This is a genomic window from Streptomyces sp. WM6378 (genome assembly GCF_001279695.1).
Classification (GTDB): domain Bacteria; phylum Actinomycetota; class Actinomycetes; order Streptomycetales; family Streptomycetaceae; genus Streptomyces.
In genome coordinates this window covers 55,285-76,843 of record NZ_LGDD01000300.1, presented here as the reverse complement: position 1 = coordinate 76,843, position 21,559 = coordinate 55,285, and the positions used below count along the sequence as shown (strand labels likewise).

Below are 21,559 nucleotides of genomic sequence, written 5' to 3'. Positions count from 1 at the left end.
GAATTGCATAGCCCAGCCCCTGGGGGCTCCGCCCCAGTGTGCACTCGGCCGGCCACCCCACACCCCGGCCGAAAACCGTCCAACAGGGTTTGGAAGCCCCGGGGTTCGGGGCAGGCCCAGCGCACGGTCGGGGCGGGGCGGGGCCGGGGCGGGCCAGACCCCGCGCGCCCCGCAGGGTTGAGGCTTTGCCCGCACACCGGTTCCTGACTGACCGTCAGGTCTGTAATCTGACTATGCGTCAGTTAGCACCGGCACGGCTCAGCCATGTTCGCCATCGACCAGGAGCGGGCGGAACGATGCTTGGATCGACTCACGGCACCCTCACGACCGACTTCCGCGCACGGGTGGTCGCCTGCGGCGAGCAGCCCGCCCCCGGCGCCGTCCACGGCAGAGCCGCCGGCGAGGGCGACCTGGACGTCAGCGGCCGCCCCCTGCACGCCGACGTGCCGGATCTCGACCGGTTCTTCCGGCCCGAGTCCGTCGCCGTCGTCGGCGCCTCCGACGCCGAGGGCCGCCCCAACACCGGCATCACCCGCCAGCTGATCGACTGGGCCCAGCGGGTCGGCGCCCGCATCCACCCCGTCCATCCCACCCGGGAATCCGTCTTCGGGCTGCCCTGCGTCCCCTCCGTGTCCGACCTGCCGGAACAGGTCGACCTGGCCGTGCTCCTGGTCGGCGACCCGCTGCCCGTCATCGAGGAACTCGCCGAGGCCAAGGTCAAGTTCGCCGTCGCCTTCGCCTCCGGCTTCGCCGAGACCGGCGAGCAGGGCGCCGCCGCCCAGGAACGGCTCGCGGTCGCCGTCAAGCGCTCCGGACTGCGACTCCTCGGCCCCAACACCAACCTCAACGCCTTCGAGCGATTCCGGGACGATCTCGACGGGCCTGCCATCGCGCTCATTACGCAGTCCGGGCACCAGGGGCGGCCCGTGTTCACCCTCCAGGAGCTCGGCGTACGGCTCTCCCACTGGGCGCCCACCGGCAACGAGGCCGACCTCGAAACCGCCGACTTCATCTCGTACTTCGCCGAACGGCCCGAGGTCGGAGCCATCGCCTGTTACGTCGAGGGGCTGAAGGACGGGCGGTCCTTCCTGCTCGCCGCCGACCGCGCCGCGCGCGCCGGTGTGCCCGTGGTCGCCGTCAAGGTCGGCCGCACCGAGGCGGGCGCGCGCATGGCCGCCTCACACACCGGCAAGCTGACCGGCGCGGACGACGTGGTGGACGCCGCCATGCGTCAGTACGGCGTCATCCGCGTCGACGGCCTGGACCAACTCCAGGACACCGCCGCCCTGTTGGCCAGAGCGCGCAAGCCCCTCGCCGACGGCGTCGTCGTCTATTCGATCTCCGGCGGCACGGGGGCGCACTTCTCCGACCTCGCCACCGCCGCCGGGCTCCACCTCCCGACCCTCTCCCCCGCCAAGCAGGACCAGCTCCATGAGTGGATACCCGGCTACCTCAACGTCGCCAACCCCGTCGACAACGGCGGCCACCCCGTCGGCGACTGGCGCGGCCGGAAGATCATTGACGCGATCCTCGCCGACCCTTCCGTCGGGGTGCTGATCTGTCCGATCACCGGGCCCTTCCCGCCCATGAGCGACAAGCTGGCGCAGGACCTGGTGGACGCGGCGGAACAGACGGACAAGCTGGTGTGCGTGGTGTGGGGCTCGCCGCTCGGCACCGAGGCCGCCTACCGCGAGACGCTGCTCGGCTCGGACCGGGTCGTCACCTTCCGCACCTTCGCCAACTGCATCGGCGCCGTCCACGCGTACCTCTCGCACCACCGGTTCACCACCGGCTACCGCTCCCCCTTCGACGAGGCGCCCCGCGTGCCCTCCCCCTCGTTCCGCAAGGCGCAGGCCCTGATGCGCCCGGGCCAGCAGCTCAGCGAGCACGCGGCGAAGCAGCTTCTGCGGGCGTACGGGATCCGGGTGCCGCGCGAGCAGCTCGTGACCAGCGCGGCGGCCGCCGTGCGCGCGGCGGGGCTCGTCGGCTACCCCGTCGTCATGAAGGCCTCCGGCGCACGGCTCGCCCACAAGACCGAACTCGGCCTGGTCAAGGTCGGGTTGACCTCGGCCAGCCAGATCCGGGACGCCTATCGCGAACTCACCGACATCGCCCGGTACGAAGGTGTCGACCTCGACGGCATCCTGGTCTGCCAGATGGTCGAGCGCGGCGTCGAGATGGTCGTCGGCGTCACGCACGACTCGCTGTTCGGGCCCACCGTGACCGTCGGGCTCGGCGGCGTACTGGTGGAGGTGCTCGGCGACTCTGCCGTCCGCGTCCCGCCGTTCGGCGAGGAGCAGGCGCGGGACATGCTCGGCGAGCTCCGGGGGCGGGCGCTCCTCGAAGGCGTACGAGGCGGGCCCCCGCTGGACGTGGACGCGCTCGTCGAAGTCGTCCTGCGCGTACAGCGCATGGCTCTCGAACTCGGCGACGGGCTCTCCGAGTTGGACATCAATCCGATCATGGTGCTCCCGCGCGGCCAGGGCGCGGTCGCCCTCGACGCCCTCGCCATCTGCCGCTGAGACCGCGCCTGAGCAGCCGTCCCACCCACTCACCACTTCCCCCCCCGTTCTGGAGCCCGCATGCACTCGCCGGACCCGGCAGGCCCGACCGAACCGACTGCCCCGACTGCCCCCGCAGCCCAGCCGGATCCCCTGCACTCATTGGTACTCCACGCCACTGACAACGGCGTCTCGTGGATCACGCTCAACCGGCCCGATGCCATGAACGCCGTCACCTGGGACCAGCGCGAACGGGTCATCTCACTGCTCGGCGCGGCCTCCGCCGACCCGGCCGTACGGGCCGTCGTGATCACCGCGACCGGCAAGGGATTCTGCGCGGGAGCCGACCTCCGCGGGGCTCCGGCAACCGGAACCGCTACCGGCGGCGAGCGGGTCCCCGGCGACGTCGCACGCACCATCCGCCAGGGTGCCCAACGCCTGATCACCGCCGTACTCGACTGCGAGAAGCCCGTGATCGCGGCCGTCAACGGCACCGCCGCCGGCCTCGGCGCCCACCTCGCGCTGGCCTGCGACCTGGTCCTGGCCGCCGAATCGGCCAAGTTCATCGAGGTATTCGTACGCCGGGGCCTGGTGCCGGACGGAGGCGGCGCCTACCTGTTGCCCCGCCTGGTGGGGCCGCAGCGCGCGAAGGAGCTGATGTTCTTCGGGGACGCGCTGCGGGCGGCCGACGCCGAGCGCATGGGGCTGGTCAACCGCGTGGTCGCGGACGCCGAACTCGCCGCCACCGCCAAGGAGTGGGCCGAACGACTCGCCGCCGGACCGACCCGCGCGCTCGCCCTCACCAAGCACCTGGTGAACGCCTCCCTGGACGCCGACCGCACCTCCGCCCTCGCCGCCGAGGCCTGGGCCCAGGAGATCAACATGACGACCCGGGACGCGAACGAGGGAGTGGCCAGCTTCGTGGAGCGCCGCACCCCCAAGTACCGGGGCCTGTAAGCCGTTTCAGCCAAGCCATTTCAGCACTCGCGAGGCTTCCCATCTGACATACCGTCAGCTTCAATGACTGATGTGATGGGACACGCAGGGATGGCGGCCACCGTCGTCCGATACCTCAGGTCCGTCGGCGCCGCCACGGCCGCCGAGCCCGTCGAGTTCCTGCCCCGGCCGGACCTTCGAGCCGTACGGGACGACGAACGCGCGCCGGTCGACCCGGGTGAATTCCGGCGCGTCCTCGGCCAGTTCGCGAGCGGGGTCACCGTCATCACCGCCGAGGACGCGGCCGGGCCTACCGGGTTCGCCTGCCAGTCCTTCGCCTCCCTCTCGCTCGACCCGCCGCTGGTCGCCTTCATGGTGGCCCGTACGTCGACGACCTGGCCGCGCATCGCCCGGGCCGGGGTGTTCTGCGTGAACGTCCTCGGAGCGGAACAGTCCGTACTCTGCCGGGGGTTCGCGGTCAGCGGGGCCGACAAGTTCGCCGGGGTCGGCTTCGACGCGGCGCCCGCGACCGGCTCGCCCCGGCTCGACGGCGCACCGGCGTGGATCGACTGCCGCATCCAGAACGTGCACACCGGCGGGGACCACCTCATCGTGGTCGGCCGCGTCGAGGCGCTGGGCGCCACGGACGGCGCCGACCCGCTCCTCTTCCACGGGGGCCGGTTCGGCCGCTTCAGCGACTGAGCCCGGCCGCGCGCCCATGCGTAACGCGTACGTACTGGCTCACCAGGATGCCGGGGTGATGAGACGCCCGCTGCGGGTCTCCACGCGCAGCCTGCCCGTGTCGTCGTACGCCGCGTGGCGCCAGTCCGCGAAGACCTCGGCCACCCTGCGGCCCTCCCAGTCGCTGGTGCCCGGCGGGGGTGCGAAGTTGACCGTGACCACGGCCTCCTCGGCCGCGCCCTGCTTGCGGATGCGGACCGCCACCACCGACGGCCACATCCCGTCGTCGGCCTTGGTGAGGTGCTTGGAGTAGTAGTCGATGAAGTCCCGCGTCATGTCGAACCAGCCGGCGGGGAGGCAGGGCTTCGCGGTGCCGGGGTCGGCGTCGGTGGGCGGGCCCGGGGTGCCCGCGCTGTCGTCGCCGTCCGTGGGCGGGCCGGGGTTTCCGGTGTCCTGGTCGGTCGGTGGGCCAGGGCTCCCCGTGTCTTCATCCGTAGGCGGTCCCGGCGTCCCCGCCTCGTCCTCCGTCGCCGGACCGGCACCGGTGGAAGGCCCCTCTTCGGTCGTCTCGGTCGTGTCCGTCGTCTCCGTCGTCTCGTCCCCGCAGGGATTCGCCGAGATGGCGGCCGGCTTGGCCGGGGCGACGGCCGCCGGGTCGCCCGGGCGGGCCGTTCCGCAGGCGGTCACGGCGGCGCACAGCAGGGCCGCGACCAGCACGGCGCCCCGCATGTCGCTCGGTCTCATGGCGTTCCCCCTCGGTTTCCCCCGTCGAGGAACACACGGCTCCCCGTACGGAAACGTCCCCGGAGACGTCCCCGGAGACGTCCGTCCCGTACAGGAAGAGGGGATCACACCGCGAGCGGTTCCCCGGCGGGGTCCCGGCGGCGGATGACCAGGGCCATCAGCGCGGCGGCCGCGCACAGCGCGCCCGAGGCGTACCAGACGACGTCGTAACTGCCGAAGACGTCGCGGGCCACCCCGCCGAGGAAGGCGATGACGGCCGCGCCGACCTGGTGCGACGCGAGCACCCAGCCGAAGACGATCGCGCTGTCCTCGCCGTAGTGCTGGCGGCACAGGGCGATGGTGGGCGGCACGGTGGCCACCCAGTCGAGCCCGTAGAAGACGATGAAGAAGATCATCGGGGGATGGACGGTGGGCGCGAGCAGCATGGGGAGAAACAGGAGCGAGATGCCGCGCAGGGCGTAGTACGTGGCGAGCAGCCGACGCGACTCGAAGCGGTCGGTGAGCCAGCCGGAGAAGATCGTGCCCGCGACGTCGAAGACGCCGATGACGGCGAGCAGTCCGGCAGCGGCCGTGACGGGCATGCCGTGGTCGTGGGCGGCCGGTACGAAGTGCGTCTGGACCAGGCCGTTGGTGGAGGCGCCGCAGATCGCGAAGGTGCCCGCGAGCAGCCAGAACGGTCCGGTGCGGGCGGCCTTGACGAGGACGGTGAGGGTGCGGCGGGCAGCTCCCGTGACGGGGGCGGGCTTGGGCACGTACGTAGTCGCCCCGTACGGCGCGAGGCCCACGTCTGCCGGGTGGTCGCGGAGCAGCAGCCACACGAAGGGGACGACGGCGAGCGCGGCCAGGGTCACGGTGATGGCGGCCGGGCGCCATCCGTGGGCCTCGACCATCCAGGAGAGCAGCGGCAGGAAGATCAGCTGGCCGGAGGCGGAGGCCGCGGTCAGGATGCCGGTGACCAGGCCGCGGCGCTCGGTGAACCAGCGGTTGGTGACGGTCGCCGCGAACGCGAGCGCCATCGATCCGCTGCCCAAGCCGACCAACAGCCCCCAGGACAGGACGAGTTGCCAGGCGTGGTGCATGAAGACGGTGAGCCCTGAACCGACCGCGATCACGGTCAGTGCGACGGCGACGACCTTGCGGATGCCGAAGCGGTCCATCAGGGCTGCGGCGAAGGGCGCGGTCAGGCCGTAGAGCGCGAGGTTCACGGAGACCGCGGCGCCGATCGTGCCGCGCGACCAGTGGAACTCGCTGTGCAGCGGGTCGATGAGCAGTCCGGGCAGTGAACGGAAGGCCGCCGCCCCGATGATCGTGACGAAGGCGACGGCCGCCACGAACCAGGCGCGGTGAATCCTGGGCTCGGCCTTCCGCCGGGGGGCGGGCGCGACTTGGGGGCTGTCGGTTGTCTGGGTCACGTCAGTCAGCCTGGCTGTACGAGTCTTCTCGTACGAGTGGCTGAATGGTCACTGTTCGCAGGGATCGGGCCATGGGCGGTTCGGGGGCGGGCCTGATTCTTTCCCCACCCCGCCCCTTCCCGAGACCCTCCGGGGGTTGGAAAGGGGTGAAGCCGGGTTTCCTGGGGCTCCGCCCCAGACCCCGATCGCGCCTGAAGGGCGCTCGTCCTCAATCGCCGGACAGGCTGAAGATGCCAGTGCCGGCCAGCGTCAATCCCGCTAGGGGCGCGGGGAACTGCGCGACCAGCCCACAGACGACCGGCAGCCAAAAGCGGACCACACTCAGCCCCTCCGGCGTTTGAGGAGCGGGGGTCCGGGGGCAGCGCCCCCGGTAACGAACCTCAGCTCATCTCAACCCCCCGGAGGGTCTCGGGAAGGGGCGGGGTGGGGGAATGTCCCGGCCGATCGGGGACTTGTCCGTCACAAGGCCGCAGGCCTGTCAGGCAACGGCGCAAACCCACCCCGCCACCGAGGAGGACGCATGAACGAGCCCGGCCACGCACCACCCCACCGCGTCGTCGTCCTGGCCCTCGACGGTCTGCTCCCCTTCGAACTCGGCATCCCGCAGCGGATCTTCGGCCGCGCCGCGGACCCGGCGCGCGGGCCGCTCTACGAAGTGGTGACCTGCTCGATCCGCCCGCCGGGCCCCGTCCGCACGGACGCGGACTTCTCGATCCTGGTCGAGAACGGCCCCGAGGTCCTGGCCACCGCCGACACGGTCGTGATCCCGGCATCGTACGAACTCGGCCCGGTCTTCGAGGAGGGCGTGCTCACCCCCGAACTGGCCGCCGCCCTCTCCCTCGTACGCCCCGGCACGCGCATGGTGTCGATCTGCACCGGCGGCTACGTCCTGGCGGCGGCCGGCTATCTCGACGGCCGCCCGGCCGCCACGCACTGGGCCTCCGCCGCGCACTTCCAGCAGACCTTCCCCGCCGTGGACGTGGACCCGGAGGTCCTGTTCATCGACGACGGCGACGTGCTGACCTCGGCGGGCGTGGCCGCCGGGATCGACCTGTGCCTGCACATCGTGCGGCGCGACCACGGCTCGGCGGTCGCCAACGACGTGGCCCGGCGGACGGTCGTACCCCCGCACCGCCCGGGCGGCCAGTCCCAATTCATCCAACGCCCGGTCCCAGAGCCTCAGTTGGCGACGACAACGGCCGCGCGGGCCTGGGCGCTCGGCCGCCTGCACGAGCCGATCCAGCTGCGCGACCTGGCCGAACGGGAGGCGATGTCGGTCCGCACCTTCACCCGCCGGTTCCGCGAGGAGGTGGGCCTGAGCCCCGGCCAGTGGCTCACCCAACAACGCGTGGAACACGCCCGCCACCTCCTGGAATCCACCGACCTGTCGGTGGACGCGATAGCCCGCGCGGCAGGCTTCGGCACGGCGACATCCCTGCGCCAGCACCTCCAGGCGGCGCTGGGCGTCCCCCCGACGGTCTACCGGCGTACGTTCCGGGCGGGGGCGGCGGGCTGAGATCACACAAGGGACTGCCGCATGTGAGCTTGCACCCCCCAGCATCCCGAACAAAAGTTCGGCACGCAGGGAGTGGTTCTGGGAGGATCTCCGGCAGACAGATTCCGGACCGGTCCCTCAGCGGGCCGACCAGCAGCAGGGACGAACGCCTTGAGACCATCGCGCCCCTTACACCGCTCCGCCTGCCGGACCGTCACAGCGCTGTCCGCCGTCACTCTCTCGCTCGGCACCGGACTGCTCACCGCTCCCACGGCCGTCGCCGCACCGGCCGGCCGGCCCTCCGTGTCCGCGCCCCGCACCGGTCCCACACCCGGATTCGCCGCGACCGGCGCGTATGACGGCTGCTTCCCCTCGGCGACGAATCCCGGCTGGGTCGGTGCGAACACCGGCATCACGCTGACCGTGGCCACCGACTCCCCCGCCCGCCACCAGCTCGCTACCGCCTTCCGGCTCCGGGACGAGGACGCCCGCAAGACCGAGTGGCACACGACCGGTTGGGGCAGCAGCCACAGCGATGCCACCGTGAACGTCGGCCCGCTGGCCGACGGCCATCAGTACGAGTGGCAGGCCGTGACCACGGACACCGCCCTGGCGAGTGCGGTGCCCACGCCCTGCTCCTTCCGCGTCGACCGCACCCCGCCCACCTCCAAGGTCACCTCGACGGACTTCCCCGAGTCGGGCAGCGTGGGGGCGAAGCCGAAGAAGTACGCGGGCGAAGAGGGCGTGTTCACCCTGCTCGGCACCGACCCGGCCCCGGCCGGCAGCCGGTCATCGGGGGTGGCGTGCGCGCGCTGGACCACGGATGCGGCCGAGGCCGCGTCCACCGGCTGGCGTTGCACCGACAGCGCCACCAACAGCCGGGTCGTCCGACTGACGGACGGCAGGACCGACATCAAGGTCACCCCCGCGAGCTGGGGCACCAACACCGTCTATCTGCAGACCCAGGACGACGCGGGCAATCTGTCCCAGCCCACCGCGTACAGCTACTACGCCCCGGCCAGGCCGGCCGCCCCCACCGCGGTCTTCGGCGACATCAACGGGGACGCCAAGCCCGATGTCCTGCTGCCGGACAGCGCGGGCAACCTCCGCCAGGCCGGACCCGGTGCGGACCCGGCCGCACCGCAGAGCGCTCGGTCCTCGGTGGCACCGGGCGGCAAAGGCTGGGGCGAGGTGCAGTTCACGCACCGGGGGAGCCTCGGCTACTCCAACGTCGACGACCTGATCGCCCACGAGCCCGGCAGCCGGGGTCTGTACGTCTTCCGCAACGACGGCGGCGTCTTCGACCAGCAGTCGAGCATCGGCGTGAACAAGCCGGCCGCCTGTGCGAGGCCGGACGGCTCCCAACTCACCTGTGCAGACGCAGGGTTCGGCGCGGACTGGTCCTCCGTAACCCAGGTCGTCGCCTTCGGCTCCCCGGTCGGCGACAGCGGAACGGCCACCGGCACCGGCTACTACGCGCTGCCCAGGACCTCGCTCGTGTTCGTCGAGAACGGGCGGCTCTGGCTGGCTCTCGCCGGATCCACCAACCAGGTCGACGACCCGGCCATCCTCCTCTCCGACAGCACCCAGTGGGACGGCTACGACCTGATCGCCCCGGGCCGCGCGAAGGGCACCGACCTGCCCACCCTGTGGGCGCGGTCCAAGAGCGACGGCAGCCTGCACGCCTTCGACATCAAGGGCACGCCACAAGCCCCGGACTTCAGCGCGTTCGCCGACCCGTCCCAGGGGCTGCTCTCCGGCGCCGTAGACCCGACGGCGTACCCGCGCGTGGGCTCCGACGGCGACCTCACCGGCGACGGCATCCCCGACCTGTGGGCCGTCGACACCCAGCAGCGGCTCGTCGTGTGGAAGGGCACCGGCACCGCGCCGGATCCGGCATCTGGCGTCCTGGCCCCGACGGTCACGGGTGTGGTCCCCGCAGCCTGACGGCAGACGGCCGCCCGCCGCCCGCCCGGGCGGGCGGCGGCCGAGGCCGGGTGTTCTCCAGCTCGGCTAGAAGGTCAGCACCCCCCGGGCCACCCGCCCATGGTGCAGGTCGTCCGCCGCCTTCGCGAAGTCCTCGACGGGGTACGTCTTGGTGACCAGTTCGTCGAGGAGCAGGGCTCCCTTGCGGTACAGGTCGGCGTAGCGGGGGATGTCGCGTTGGGGGCGGGAGCTGCCGTATCGGCAGCCCAGGATGGACTTGTCCAGGAACAGGGCGGCCGGCAGGAAGGACGCCTCCACCGTGGGGGCGGTCATGCCGAGGAGGATCGCCTGGCCGTGGCGGTCCAGGAGGTCGACGGCCGCGCGGACGAGGCCGGGGTGGCCCACGCACTCGAAGGCGTGGTCGGCGCCGGACGGCAGGATCTCGCGGACGCCCTCCGCCGAGGGCAGGAAGTGCGTCGCCCCGAACTGGCGGGCCAGCGCCTCCTTCGCCGGGTTGTTGTCGACGGCGACGATCACCGAGGCGCCCGCGATGCGCGCACCCTGGATGACGTTGAGGCCGATTCCGCCGGTGCCGATGACCACGACCGTCTCGCCGATGTCCACCCCGGCCCGGTTGAGCACCGCGCCCACGCCCGTCAGCACCCCGCAGCCGATCAGCGCCGCCGACGCCAGCGGCACGTCCTCGGGGATCTTCACCGCCTGTACGGCCTTGACCAGGGTGCGTTCCGCGAACGCCGAGTTCGAGGCGAACTGGTACAGCGGGGCCCCGTCCCGCGAGAACGGGCGGCCCGGCATGCCGATCGCCTTGCGGCACATCGTCGGCCGGCCCCGGTCGCACTCCGCGCACGCCCCGCAGTTGGCGAGCGTGGACAGCGCGACGTGGTCACCGGGCGCCACATGGCCGACGCCCGCGCCCACCGCCTCCACCACGCCCGCGCCCTCGTGCCCGAGGACCACCGGCACGGGGAACGGGATCGTCCCGTCGATGACGGACAGGTCGGAGTGGCACAGGCCCGCCGCCGCGACGGCCACGAGCACCTCCCCGGGGCCCGGGTCCCGTATCTCCAGATCGTCCACGACCTGGCTCTGCTTCCCGTCGAAAAGGACACCTCTCACGGAACACGGACCTCCCTCGGCAGGCCGAGCACGCGCTCGGCGATGATGGTGCGCTGAATCTCGTCCGAGCCGCCGTAGATCGTGTCGGCCCTGGTGAACAGGAACAGGTGCTGGAGCGGGTCGAGTGCGTACGGGCTCGACTCGTCCCAGTCGGCCGGCGCTACGGTGCCTGCCGCCCCCCGCACCGCCATCGCGAGCTCCCCGAGCCGCCGGTGCCACCCGCCCCAGAGCAGCTTGGCCACGCTGGGCGCCCCGGCGTCCCCCGAGCTCCCCAGCGTGCGGAGCGCGTTCCACCGCATGACCTTCAGCTCGGCCCATTGCTCGACGAGTTGCTCGCGGAGGGCGGGGTCCGCAACTGCGTCGTTGGAAACGGCCAGGCCGATGACACGTTGCAACTCGCTTGTGAAGCCGACCTGTTGAGCCAGTGTGGACACGCCGCGCTCCAGCGCGAGCAGGCTCATGGCCACTTGCCAGCCGTTGCCCTCGCCGCCCACGAGGTGCTCGGCGCGGGCCTCGGCCCCGTCGAAGAACACCTCGTTGAACTCGCTCGTCCCCGTCATCTGCCGGATCGGCCGGACCTCGATCCTGCCGGGCTGGTCCATCGGTACGAGGAGGAACGAGAGGCCGTGGTGGCGCCGTGAGCCCTCCCCGGTGCGGGCCAGCACGAAGCACCAGTCGGCCTCGCGGGCCAGCGAGGTCCAGATCTTCTGGCCGGTGATGCGGTACGTGCCGTCGCCGTGGCGGTGGGCGGCGGTGCGGATGCCGGCCAGGTCGGAGCCGGCGCCGGGTTCGCTGTAGCCCTGGCACCACAGTTCCTCGCCGCGGGCGATGGGCGGCAGGAAGCGGCTCTTCTGTTCGGGGGTGCCGTGGGCGATGAGGGTGGGGGCGAGGAGGTTTTCGCCGATGTGGCCGGTGCGGGCGGGGGCCTGCGCCCGGGCGTACTCCTCGGCCCAGACGACCTGCTGGGTGAGGGTGGCGGTCCGGTTGCCGTACGTCGCATCCGGCCAGCCGATGCCGATCCATCCGCCCTGGCCCAACTCCCCTTCCCAGTCAGGGGGTTGGTGAGCCAAGTGGGACGTCAGCCAGGTTCTCGCGTCCTGGCGGAACGCGTCGTCCTGGGGACTGAAGCGGAAGTCCATGGCGCCTCCTGTGCCAGATCTCTTTCCCCCGCGGCTCCGCCGCGTGGTCTCCGAGGGCGGGTTGGTTGCCCGGGGCCCCGGCGGCCGACACCGGGGGCTCCGCCCCCGGGGTCGGCCGCCGCTCCTCAAACGCCGGAGGGGCTGGATACGCCCGTTATTCGGCTGCGGACCGTGCGTGGCTGGTCGCGCCCACGCGGCGGAGCCGCACATGTCATAGCCCCGCGCCCCTAACAGGACTGGCGCCGGCCAGTCCTGGCATCTTCAGCCCGTCATGGGGGTCCCCCCTGGCCCTTGAGGCCTTGGGGGAGTTTGAGGACGAGCGCCCTTCAGGCGCGAACGGGGTCCGGGGCGAAGCCCCAGGAGCGACCGCCGGGCCGCAGCCGAGCCACCCACCCCCGGAGGTCACGCGGCGGAGCCGCAGAGTGTCACAACGGGGAGGGGTGGGGTGGGGCATCCCGGGGTCTGAGGCGGAGCCCCAGGAGGGCCGAGCCGTCCAACTCCGCGCAACGGGTGGGCGGGTGGGCAAACCCCCCGGGATGCCCCCACCCCCCGGACCCACTACCCATTCGGCCGCTCCGAAGACGCCGCCGCCCGAGCCATCGCCTCCAACTGCGCCAGCATCGGCATCGGGTCCACCCCCACCGTCCCCGGCAGGAAATCCGCGATCCGTTCCGGGGTCCAGGCCCCCTCCGCGTACCCCGCGCGAAGCTCCCGCGGCTGGGCCCACACCGCGATCTTGGGCCCCGCGATCGTGTACACCTGGCCCGTGATCCCCTCCTCCCGGGCCCGCGCGGACAGCAGATAGACCACCAGCGCCGCCACATCCTCCGGCGAGCCGATCTCCTTCAGCTCCATGGGGACGTTCGCCGACATCCGGGTTCGGGCAACAGGCGCCACCGCATTGGCAGTTACCCCGTATTTGTGCAAGCCGAGCGCGGCACTCCGTACCAGCGAAATGATCCCCCCCTTCGCCGCGCTGTAGTTCGCCTGCGCCACACTCCCCTGGTGGTTCCCGCTGGTGAAGCCGATCAGCGTGCCCGAGCCCTGCTTGCGCATGACCGCCGACGCCGCCCGGAACACCGTGAACGTGCCCTTCAGGTGCGTGGCGACCACCGGGTCCCACTCCTCCTCGGACATGTTGAACAGCATGCGTTCACGCAGGATGCCCGCGACGCACACCACCCCGTCGATCCGCCCGTACTGAGCGAGCGCCGTGTCCACGATGCGCTGGCCGCCCGCCATAGTCGAGATGTCGTCGGCGACGGCCACCGCCTCGCCGCCCGCCGCGACGATCTCCTTCACCACCACGTCGGCGATCTCGCTGCTGGGCTCGGCGCCCTCGATCGAGACGCCGTAGTCGTTGACGACGACCCTGGCTCCCTCGGCGGCCGCCGCCAGCGCGACGGCGCGGCCGATGCCCCGGCCCGCCCCCGTCACTGCGATGACCTTGCCTGCCAAGAAGTTCCCCACGTCCGGCCCCTTCCCGCGGTTTCTGACGGACCGTTAGATTCTATGACCCGTCAGATGCTCCACCACAAGCCCCCGGGAGGAACGCGTATGTCACTGCCGTCCGAGTTCCACGAAATCGCCAAACGCGTGAACAACTGGGGCCGTTGGGGGCCAGCGGATGAAATCGGGACGCTCAATCACATCACCGACGAAACCGTGCGACAGGCCGCCGCGACCATCCGCTCCGGCCGCCGCATCCCCCTCGCCCTCCCCCTCCAGCAGGACGGCGTCCAGACCGGCGTCATCCCCGGGCGGGTCAATCCGCTGCACACCATGGTCCAGATCAACCAGGAGATCTTCGGCCCCGGCACCGTCGCGTGCAGCGACGACGCGGTGACCTTCGGGCTCCAGGCCGCCACCCACTGGGACGCCCTGACCCACGTCTCACACTCGGGGAAGATCTACAACGGCCGGCCCGCCGCCACCATCACCCCGCACGGCGGCGCCGAGTTCAGCGGCATCGACAAGCCCGGCCACATCGTCTCGCGCGGGGTCCTGCTCGACGTGGCCCGGGCCAAGGGCCTGGACCGGCTCGAAGGCGGCCACGCGGTCACCCCCGAAGACCTGGCCGAGGCCGAGGAGTTCGCGGGAGTCACCGTGCGCGCCGGGGACATCGTCCTCGTACGCACCGGGCAGATGCAGGTGTACCTGGCCGGGGACAAGCACGGCTACGGGTACCCCTCGCCGGGGCTCTCCGTCCGTACGCCCGAGTGGTTCCACGCGCGGGACGTCGCCGCCGTCGCCAACGACACCCTCACCTTCGAGATCTTCCCGCCCGAGATCGAGGACCTGTGGCTGCCCGTCCACGCCCTGGATCTCGTCGAGATGGGCATGCTCCAAGGCCAGAACTGGAATCTGGAGGCCCTGTCGACCGCTTGCGCCGAGACGTCCCGGTACGCGTTCCTGCTGAGCGCCATGCCGGAACCCTTCGTCGGGGCGACCGGAACCCCCGTCGCGCCGATAGCGGTCCTCTAGCTCCACGGGTGGATCCACGGGATGGCGGCGCCGCGTGCGCGCCCCGAGCGCGGCACCGTCGCCGCCACCCCGGCATCGGCGTTCCGGCTCCGCTCCTCGTGTGCCCTGAGAGGAGCCTCGCCCTGATGGAGCTGACGCCGTGCCACGACCCGCACTCGCCGAGGCCGTGCAGAGTCCTCGGCGTCCCCTCGCGACGAATCGCTCATCCCAGAGTGATCAGGCCGACACCACGCGTCAACACCCACTGAAGGATTCGTGAGTTATGCCGTATTTGTGACAGCGCACGGGGGTTCGTACGCCCCGCTGCCGTACGCCCCGTCCGTGCGCCCCGAACGCTCCTTGAGCCCCGAGTGCCCCGAACGCTCCGGTGCCGACAGCGCCTCGGGCGCGTCGCGGTCCACCTCGCACCAGATCGACTTGCCCACGCCCTCGGCCCGCCAGCCCCAGCGGTCGGCGAGGCCGTCGACGAGTTCGAGGCCGCGCCCGTTGGTGTCGTCGCCCTGCGCATGGCGCGGCTTGGGCGGACAACAGCTGGTGTCGGCCACCTCGACCCGGACGGTGCCGCCCTCGGGGGGCCCGAGCAGCATCCGCAGCACCGCCGGACAGCCCGTGTGCACCACGGCGTTGGTGACGAGCTCCGAGATCAACAGGATCAAGGTCTCGGCACACGGCTCATCGAGCCCTATGCCGCATCCCGCCAACCGCGAGCGCGCCCACTTCCGGGCCCGGCCCACCTCGGCGGGATCCGGCCCGACCTCCAACTGCACCTGAAGCACCTGCACCGTTCACACCATCCGAACCGGCGGACACATCGCCTCGCGCCTCACAGGGACCACCATCGGGGTCACGGAACGTGATTCCCATGGGAGACAGCATGGTTGACGTACAGTCACCGCAACAAGCGCTTCGGGCATATTCCAGCGCGAAGGAGTATGCGTAGTGCATACTGTGCGGCTCATCTTGAGAGAAACCGAACGGAGGCGCGTACGACGCCTCCGGGCGGTGCGGGCGGCGTGCGGTCCCGGGCCCGGAGCCGCCGCACTGGCAACACCGGGAGAGCCGCGCCACACCACCACTCGCATCCCACGGAGAGTACCGGAGAGCGCCCCCGACTCCGGCTCGTGGCGAGCCCGCCGGGCCGCCGACCGTCAACGCATCGTGACCGTTCACCGTGCACGGGCCATCCGCTCGGCCCGGCCTACAGCGCCGAGGCGAGCGTCTCGGTCGCCTGCTCCGCCGACTGCCACTGCCCGGCCCGCACCCAGGCCCGCTTGAGGTGCAGATGCACATCGGCCTCCCAGGTGAACCCCATCCCGCCGTGCACCTGGAGACAGTCCCGCGCCCCCCGCACGGCCGCCTCGTCCGCGAGCAGCTTGGCCCCGGCGATCTCGTACGGGTCCTCGGTCACGGCCGCCGCGTAGACCGCCGCCCGCGCCACCTCGGTCCGTACGAGCATGTCCGCGCACAGGTGCTTCACGGCCTGGAAGGCACCCACCGGCTGCCCGAACTGCTCACGCCCTCGCGCGTGTTGGACCGCGAGGTCGGTGCTGCGGGCCGCGCTGCCGAGTTGCTCGGCGGCGCTCAGGAGGACGGCCTCGACAACGGTGGCCGTACGGGTCCCGTGCGTGCGGTGCAGCGGCGTCAGCGGGTCGAGCGAGCGGACGGGGGTCGCCTCGCCGGCGCCTCCCTGTACGTGATCGGCTTCGTCAAGCCAGGCGACCAGAGCGCCGTCGACCCGGGTCACCACCGCCTCACCGGTCGCCGCGCCTTCCACGGTCCCGGCCGCCAGGTGGGTCGCCACCAGCGGGCCCGGCAGCAGTGCCCGGCCCGCCTCCTCGAACACGAGCACCGCTTCGGGCAGCCCGAGCCCCACCCCGCCCTCGCGTTCGGGCAGCCGCAGGGCGAAGAACCCGGCGTCTCCCAGCGCGCGCCACAGCGATCGGTCGAGGCCTGGCCGGTCCACCGCCGCCCGCAGCGCCTCCCGGTCGAACCGCGCCGCGAGGAGCTCGCGCATGCCCGCCTGCAACGCCCGTTGGTCGTCGGTGAGTTGGAAGTCCATCAGCGCCCCTTGGGCAGGCCGAGGATGCGCTCGGCGACGATGTTCCGCTGGATCTGCGACGTGCCCGCGGCGATGGTGTACGAGAGCGACGACAGGCGGTCCAGGGTCCACTCGTGGTCGAGGTCCAGCGAGTCCGGGCCGAGGACCCGGGCGGCGGTGTCGTACAGCTCCTGGCGGGCGTGCGAGTAGCGCAGCTTGAAGACCGAGCCGCCGATACCGGGGACCCCGCCGACGCGCTGCGACTCGCTCACGTTCCACTGGGTCAGCCGCCACAGGGCCGTGAACTGCGCGTTGAGCAGCCCGAGTTGACGCCTGAGCGCCGGGTCGTCCCAGCTTCCGTTCTCCTTCGCCGCCGCCGCGATTCGGGCGAGCGTCCTGCGGCAGGCCACCACTTCCCCCACGAAGGCTGTGCCGCGCTCGAAGGACAGGGTCACCATCGTGACGCGCCAGCCGTCGTTCTCCGCGCCCACCCGGTTGGCGACCGGCACCCGGACCTCGTCGAGGAACACCTCGGCGAACTCGGCCGAACCGGCGAGCGTGCGCAACGGGCGGACCGTGACCCCGGGCGCGTCCATCGGCAGGGCCAGCCAGGTGATGCCCCGGTGTTTGGGCACCGCCGCGCTGATGGGCTCGGTGCGCACCAGCAGCTCGCACCAGTCGGCCACTTCGGCGTGCGAGGTCCAGATCTTCGAGCCGGTCACCACGTAGTCGTCGCCGTCGCGGACCGCGCGGGTGCGCAGCGCCGCGAGGTCGGAGCCCGCGTCCGGTTCGCTGAAGCCCTGGCACCAGATCTCGTCGCCGCGCAGCACCGGCGGCAGCCAGCGCGCCCGCTGTTCGGGGGTGCCCTCGGCGGCGATGGTGGGGCCCGCGTGCAGCAGCCCGACGAAGTTCGCGCCGACGTACGGCGCGCCCGCCTTCTCGGTCTCCTCCAGGTAGATGAGGTGCTGCGTGGGCGTGGCGCCCCGGCCCCCGGACGCCTCGGGCCAGTGCAGGCCCGCGTATCCGGCGTCGTACAGCATCCGCTGCCAGGTGGTGTCGCACGCCCGGCGCGCCGGCCAGTCCAACGGGTCCGGTTTCGGCGGGAGTTTGGGCAGCGAGACCGTCAGCCATTCGCGCAGCCGGGCCCGGAAGGCCTCCTCCTCGTCGGTGTACGTCAGGTCCATCAGCGGGCCCGGTCGCGGTCGAGATCGAGGCCCAGCATGCGGATCGCGTTGCCGCGCATCAGCTTGTAGACGGTCTCGTCGTCGAGGCCCTTCATGTGGTCGAGGGCGACCTCCTTGGTGTGCGGGAAGGTCGAGTCGACGTGCGGGTAGTCCGTCTCGAAGGTCGCGTTGTCGCGGCCGACCACGTCCAGGGACGCCACCCCGTGCTTGTCGCGGAAGAAGCAGCAGAAGATCTGCCGGTAGTAGTACGTGGACGGCGGCTCGGGGATCAGATCGCGCACCCCGCCCCAGGCCCGGTGCTCCTCCCACACGTCGTCCGCGCGTTCCAGGGCGTACGGGATCCAGCCCATCTGCCCTTCGCTGTAGGCGAGTTTGAGGCTCGGGAACCTCACGAGCACCCCGCTGAACAGGAAGTCCATCATCGACGCCATCGCGTTGTTGAAGCTCAGCGAGGCCTGCACGGCGGGCGGGGCGTCGGGGGAGGCGGCGGGCATCTGCGAGCTGCTGCCGATGTGCATGTTGACCACCGTGCCGGTCTCCTGGCAGACCGCGAAGAACGGGTCCCAGTAGCCGGAGTGGATGGACGGCAGGCCGAGGTGCGTGGGGATCTCGGAGAACGTCACCGCGCGCACCCCGCGCGCGGCGTTGCGCCGGATCTCGGCGACGGCGAGGTCGATGTCCCACAGCGGGATGATGCAGAGCGGGACGAGCCGGCCTCCGCTGTCGCCGCACCACTCCTCGACCATCCAGTCGTTGTAGGCGCGGACACAGGCGAGGGCCACTTCCTTGTCCTGGGCCTCGGCGAAGGTCTGGCCGCAGAACCGCGGGAAGGTCGGGAAGCAGAGCGAGGCCTCGACGTGGTTGAGGTCCATGTCCGCCAGGCGCGCCTTGGGGTCCCAGCAGCCGCGCCGCATCTCGGCCCGGGTGATGCCTTCGAGGGTCATGTCGTCGCGGTCGAAGCCGACGGCGGCGATGTTGCGCTTGTACGGGAACCTCAGGTCCTCGTAGATCCACCAGTCGGTCGGCGGCCCGTCGGGGTCCATCGTGATCTGGTATTTGCCCGCCACGTACGCCAGTTCACCGATTCCGGCGGTCAGCGGCTGGGGTCCTCGGTCGCGGTACCTGGCGGGCAGCCAGACGTCGAAGAGATGGGCCGGTTCGATCACATGGTCGTCGACGCTGACGATCCGCGGCAGTTCGGTCATGAGGTCCCCTCCGCATATCTGATTGCCAATCAGATTTCAGGCTAGCCCTCCCGCATCTGGACCAGCAAGGAGCGGGGGCCTACGCTCTCGCCAAATCTGACAGACCGTCAGCTTGATTGACCGTCAGCTCGGAGGCCCCGCATGACCGACACCGCACACACCCTGGGTTCCGCACGCACGCTGTGGGAGCTGATCGAACGCCGCGCCGAGCTCACCCCGGACCGCCCGGTCCTCCTCCAGGGGGAGCGCACCCTCACCTTCGGCGCCCTGCGCGAACGCTGCGAACGGGTGGCGGCGGGCCTGTACGGCATGGGCGTACGGCCCGGAAGCGTGGTCGCCTGGCAGCTGCCGACCCGGATCGAGACGGCGGTCCTGTCGTTCGCGCTCGCCCGGCTCGGCGCGGTCCAGTCCCCGGTGATCCCGTTCTACCGGGACCGCGAGGTGGGCTTCGCGCTGCGCGAGTCGAACGCGGAGTTCTTCGCGGCGCCGGGCGTGTGGCGCGGCTTCGACCACACCGCGATGGCCCGACGGCTCGGCGCCCGGGGAATCTTCGAGGCCTACGACGAACTTCCGGACGGCGAACCGGAGTTGCTGCCGCCCCCGCCGGGCGATGGCACCTCCGTACGCTGGATCTACTGGACCTCCGGCACCACCTCCGACCCCAAGGGCGTGCTGCACAGCGACCGTTCGCTGATCGCGGGCGGCTCCTGCCTCGCGCACGCGCTGCACCTGTCGGCGGCCGACGTCGGCTCGATGGCTTTCCCGTTCGCCCACATAGCCGGGCCCGACTACACGGTGATGCTGCTGCTCTACGGCTTCCCCGCCGTGATGTTCGAGCACTTCGCGCTGCCGGACGCGCTGGAGGAGTACCGCCGCCACGGCGTCACGGTGGCCGGCGGCTCGACCGCCTTCTACTCGATGTTCCTGGCCGAGCAGCGCAAACAGCCCGGCCAGAAGGTCATCCCGACGCTCCGGCTGCTAGCGGGCGGCGGCGCGCCGAAGCCGCCCGAGGTCTACCACGCGGTCGTACGGGAGATGGGCGTGCAGCTCACCCACGGGTACGGCATGACCGAAGTCCCGATGATCACGATGGGTGCCCCGGACGACACCGCCGAGAACCTGGCCACCACCGAGGGCTGCCCCCCGCCCGGCATGGAGATCCGCATCACCGACGAGGCCGGCCGGCCGGTGCCGCCCGGCGTCGACGGCGAGGTGCGGCTGCGCGGCGAGGCGGTGTGCCGGGGCTATCTCGACCCGGCCCAGTCGAAGACCGTCTTCGACGCCGACGGCTTCCTCATCACCGGCGACGTGGGGCATGTGCGGGCCTCCGGACACCTCGTCCTGACCGGCCGCATCAAGGACATCATCATCCGCAAGGGCGAGAACATCTCCGCCAAGGAGATCGAGGACCTGCTGCACGCGCACCCGGCGGTGGGCGATGCCGCCGTGGTCGGACTGCCGGACCCCGAGAGGGGCGAGCTGGTGTGCGCCGTCGTCGAACAGCCGCCTGGGGCAGGTGAGTTGACGCTGTCTCAGATCACCTCCTACCTGCGCTCACAGGGGCTCTCGGTGCACAAGCTGCCCGAGCGGCTTGAGGTGGTGGAGGCGCTGCCGAGGAACGAGACACTGCGGAAGGTACTGAAATACAAGTTGCGGGAACGCTTCGGCGGGGCATGACCCCAGCGCCCTGCCACTCCCCCACGAGGACGGACCGCATGGAACTCACCCGCAGACACCTCATACTCGGCGCCGCCGCCATCGGTGCGACCACGCTCGTCCCGGCCACCGCCCACGCCGCCGTACGGCCGCGTGCGAGCGCGGACCCCGCCAACTGGATGGCGGCGCTGCCCGACAGCCGGTCCCTGCTGCGCATGACGATCCCGGGAACGCACGACTCCTGCTGCACGAACCCGAACAACGGCACCGAGTGGTCGCACACCCAGAACTGGGGTCTCACCCAGCAGTTGCAGGAGGGCATCCGCTTCTTCGACATCCGGGCCAACGGGCTCGAAGGCCATCTGAACGACGCCTTCGGGATCTACCACGCCGCCTTCTACCAGGGCATGACGTTCGGCGACGTGCTCACCCAGAGCGCGGCCTTCCTCGACAGCCACGCCGGTGAAGTCCTCCTCATGCGGCTCAAGAAGGAGGACGGGACGAACAACGACGTCGGCGCCAACTTCAAGAACGTCCTCAACGTCTACCTCGACCAGAAGGGCTGGCGGTCCCGGTTCCTGATCACCGACCGGGTGCCCACGCTCGGCGAGGCGCGCGGGAAGATCGTGCTGCTCGCCCAGTTCGACAACGACTGGCCGGTGCTGCAATGGCCGGGCGGCGACAACGACTTCCTGTCCAACCAGTACATCAAGCTCCAGGACATCTATCAGGGCCTGTCCTGGCCGTCGAAGAAGACCGCCAAGGTGACCCAGCAGTTCGACAACGCCTACAACGACCAGAACTCCGCGCAGCTCTACATCAACTTCACGAGCTACGCGGGCGGTGGCTGGCCCAAGGTCAACGCGGACTCGATCATGCCCGGCGTACAGAGCTATCTCGCCGCTCGCCTGAGCCAGCAGACCCACCTGGGCGTCGTCCCGATGGACTTCCCCGACTTCCACTCGGACACCCTGCGCACACTGATCGACTGGAACTGGCACTGAGCCCCGACGGGCCTCCC

At 71.3% G+C, this 21,559-nt stretch carries 17 protein-coding genes; 8 read left to right on the top strand and 9 right to left on the bottom strand.

Annotation, left to right across the window (positions count from 1 at the left end):
• The first annotated feature begins 296 nt into the window (after positions 1-296).
• The 3 genes from ADK54_RS26655 to ADK54_RS26645 all read left to right on the top strand — a co-directional run bounded on the left by ADK54_RS26655 (position 297) and on the right by ADK54_RS26645 (position 4,139).
• On the top strand, positions 297-2,522 hold the full coding sequence (locus ADK54_RS26655; protein ID WP_053728256.1) for an acetate--CoA ligase family protein: 2,226 nt from the start codon (positions 297-299) through the stop codon (positions 2,520-2,522).
• 60 nt (positions 2,523-2,582) lie between these two features.
• Positions 2,583-3,458 carry an enoyl-CoA hydratase/isomerase family protein gene (locus tag ADK54_RS26650; protein WP_078966646.1) on the top strand — a complete coding sequence of 292 codons (876 nt, stop codon included), beginning with the start codon at positions 2,583-2,585 and terminating at the stop codon, positions 3,456-3,458.
• Positions 3,459-3,548: 90 nt separating this feature from the next.
• Positions 3,549-4,139, top strand: a complete 591-nt coding sequence (locus ADK54_RS26645) for a flavin reductase family protein (RefSeq protein ID WP_053728254.1) — start codon at positions 3,549-3,551, stop codon at positions 4,137-4,139.
• A 39-nt stretch (positions 4,140-4,178) separates the two neighbouring features.
• Here the strand turns inward: ADK54_RS26645 and ADK54_RS26640 are convergent, their stop codons facing one another.
• Positions 4,179-4,862, bottom strand: coding sequence for a hypothetical protein (locus ADK54_RS26640; RefSeq protein ID WP_159047908.1), 684 nt, complete (start codon positions 4,860-4,862; stop codon positions 4,179-4,181).
• Between the two features lie 104 nt (positions 4,863-4,966).
• The gene (locus ADK54_RS26635) at positions 4,967-6,274 is read right to left on the bottom strand and encodes an MFS transporter (RefSeq protein ID WP_078966645.1); all 1,308 of its coding nucleotides are present in this window, start codon (positions 6,272-6,274) and stop codon (positions 4,967-4,969) included.
• A gap of 520 nt (positions 6,275-6,794) precedes the next feature.
• Here ADK54_RS26635 and ADK54_RS26630 point away from each other — a divergent pair.
• Together ADK54_RS26630 and ADK54_RS26625 are read left to right on the top strand one after the other, a co-directional pair.
• Complete coding sequence (locus ADK54_RS26630) at positions 6,795-7,790, top strand: GlxA family transcriptional regulator (RefSeq protein ID WP_053728252.1); 996 nt, start codon at positions 6,795-6,797, stop codon at positions 7,788-7,790.
• Between the two features lie 150 nt (positions 7,791-7,940).
• Positions 7,941-9,716, top strand: a complete 1,776-nt coding sequence (locus ADK54_RS26625) for an FG-GAP repeat domain-containing protein (protein ID WP_053728251.1) — start codon at positions 7,941-7,943, stop codon at positions 9,714-9,716.
• 66 nt (positions 9,717-9,782) lie between these two features.
• Here the strand turns inward: ADK54_RS26625 and ADK54_RS26620 are convergent, their stop codons facing one another.
• From ADK54_RS26620 to ADK54_RS26610, 3 genes are all read right to left on the bottom strand, one after another.
• On the bottom strand, positions 9,783-10,832 hold the full coding sequence (locus tag ADK54_RS26620) for a Zn-dependent alcohol dehydrogenase (RefSeq protein ID WP_053728250.1): 1,050 nt from the start codon (positions 10,830-10,832) through the stop codon (positions 9,783-9,785).
• Complete coding sequence (locus ADK54_RS26615) at positions 10,829-11,971, bottom strand: acyl-CoA dehydrogenase family protein (RefSeq protein ID WP_053728249.1); 1,143 nt, start codon at positions 11,969-11,971, stop codon at positions 10,829-10,831. The genes ADK54_RS26620 and ADK54_RS26615 overlap by 4 nt, the downstream gene beginning before the upstream one ends.
• Before the next feature lie 558 nt (positions 11,972-12,529).
• Positions 12,530-13,441 (bottom strand): SDR family NAD(P)-dependent oxidoreductase, encoded by a 912-nt coding sequence (locus tag ADK54_RS26610; RefSeq protein WP_053728248.1) that lies wholly within the window; start codon positions 13,439-13,441, stop codon positions 12,530-12,532.
• An 87-nt stretch (positions 13,442-13,528) separates the two neighbouring features.
• Here ADK54_RS26610 and ADK54_RS26605 point away from each other — a divergent pair, with 87 nt between their 5' ends.
• Positions 13,529-14,455 carry a cyclase family protein gene (locus ADK54_RS26605; RefSeq protein WP_053728247.1) on the top strand — a complete coding sequence of 309 codons (927 nt, stop codon included), beginning with the start codon at positions 13,529-13,531 and terminating at the stop codon, positions 14,453-14,455.
• 260 nt (positions 14,456-14,715) lie between these two features.
• On the opposite strand, the gene ADK54_RS26600 is transcribed toward ADK54_RS26605, so the two are convergent.
• From ADK54_RS26600 to ADK54_RS26585, 4 genes are all read right to left on the bottom strand, one after another.
• Positions 14,716-15,237, bottom strand: coding sequence for an ATP-binding protein (locus ADK54_RS26600; RefSeq protein WP_078966644.1), 522 nt, complete (start codon positions 15,235-15,237; stop codon positions 14,716-14,718).
• A 416-nt stretch (positions 15,238-15,653) separates the two neighbouring features.
• On the bottom strand, positions 15,654-16,514 hold the full coding sequence (locus tag ADK54_RS26595) for an acyl-CoA dehydrogenase family protein (protein ID WP_053728246.1): 861 nt from the start codon (positions 16,512-16,514) through the stop codon (positions 15,654-15,656).
• Positions 16,514-17,677, bottom strand: coding sequence for an acyl-CoA dehydrogenase (locus tag ADK54_RS26590; protein WP_053728245.1), 1,164 nt, complete (start codon positions 17,675-17,677; stop codon positions 16,514-16,516). Before ADK54_RS26590 ends, ADK54_RS26595 begins: the two co-directional genes overlap by 1 nt.
• The gene (locus tag ADK54_RS26585; protein WP_053728244.1) at positions 17,677-18,882 is read right to left on the bottom strand and encodes an amidohydrolase family protein; all 1,206 of its coding nucleotides are present in this window, start codon (positions 18,880-18,882) and stop codon (positions 17,677-17,679) included. The genes ADK54_RS26590 and ADK54_RS26585 overlap by 1 nt, the downstream gene beginning before the upstream one ends.
• A 141-nt stretch (positions 18,883-19,023) precedes the next feature.
• Between ADK54_RS26585 and ADK54_RS26580 the strand changes: the two genes are divergently transcribed.
• Positions 19,024-20,559, top strand: coding sequence for a class I adenylate-forming enzyme family protein (locus ADK54_RS26580; protein WP_053728243.1), 1,536 nt, complete (start codon positions 19,024-19,026; stop codon positions 20,557-20,559).
• A gap of 38 nt (positions 20,560-20,597) precedes the next feature.
• On the top strand, positions 20,598-21,542 hold the full coding sequence (locus tag ADK54_RS26575; protein WP_053728242.1) for a phosphatidylinositol-specific phospholipase C: 945 nt from the start codon (positions 20,598-20,600) through the stop codon (positions 21,540-21,542).
• Positions 21,543-21,559: the final 17 nt, after the last annotated feature.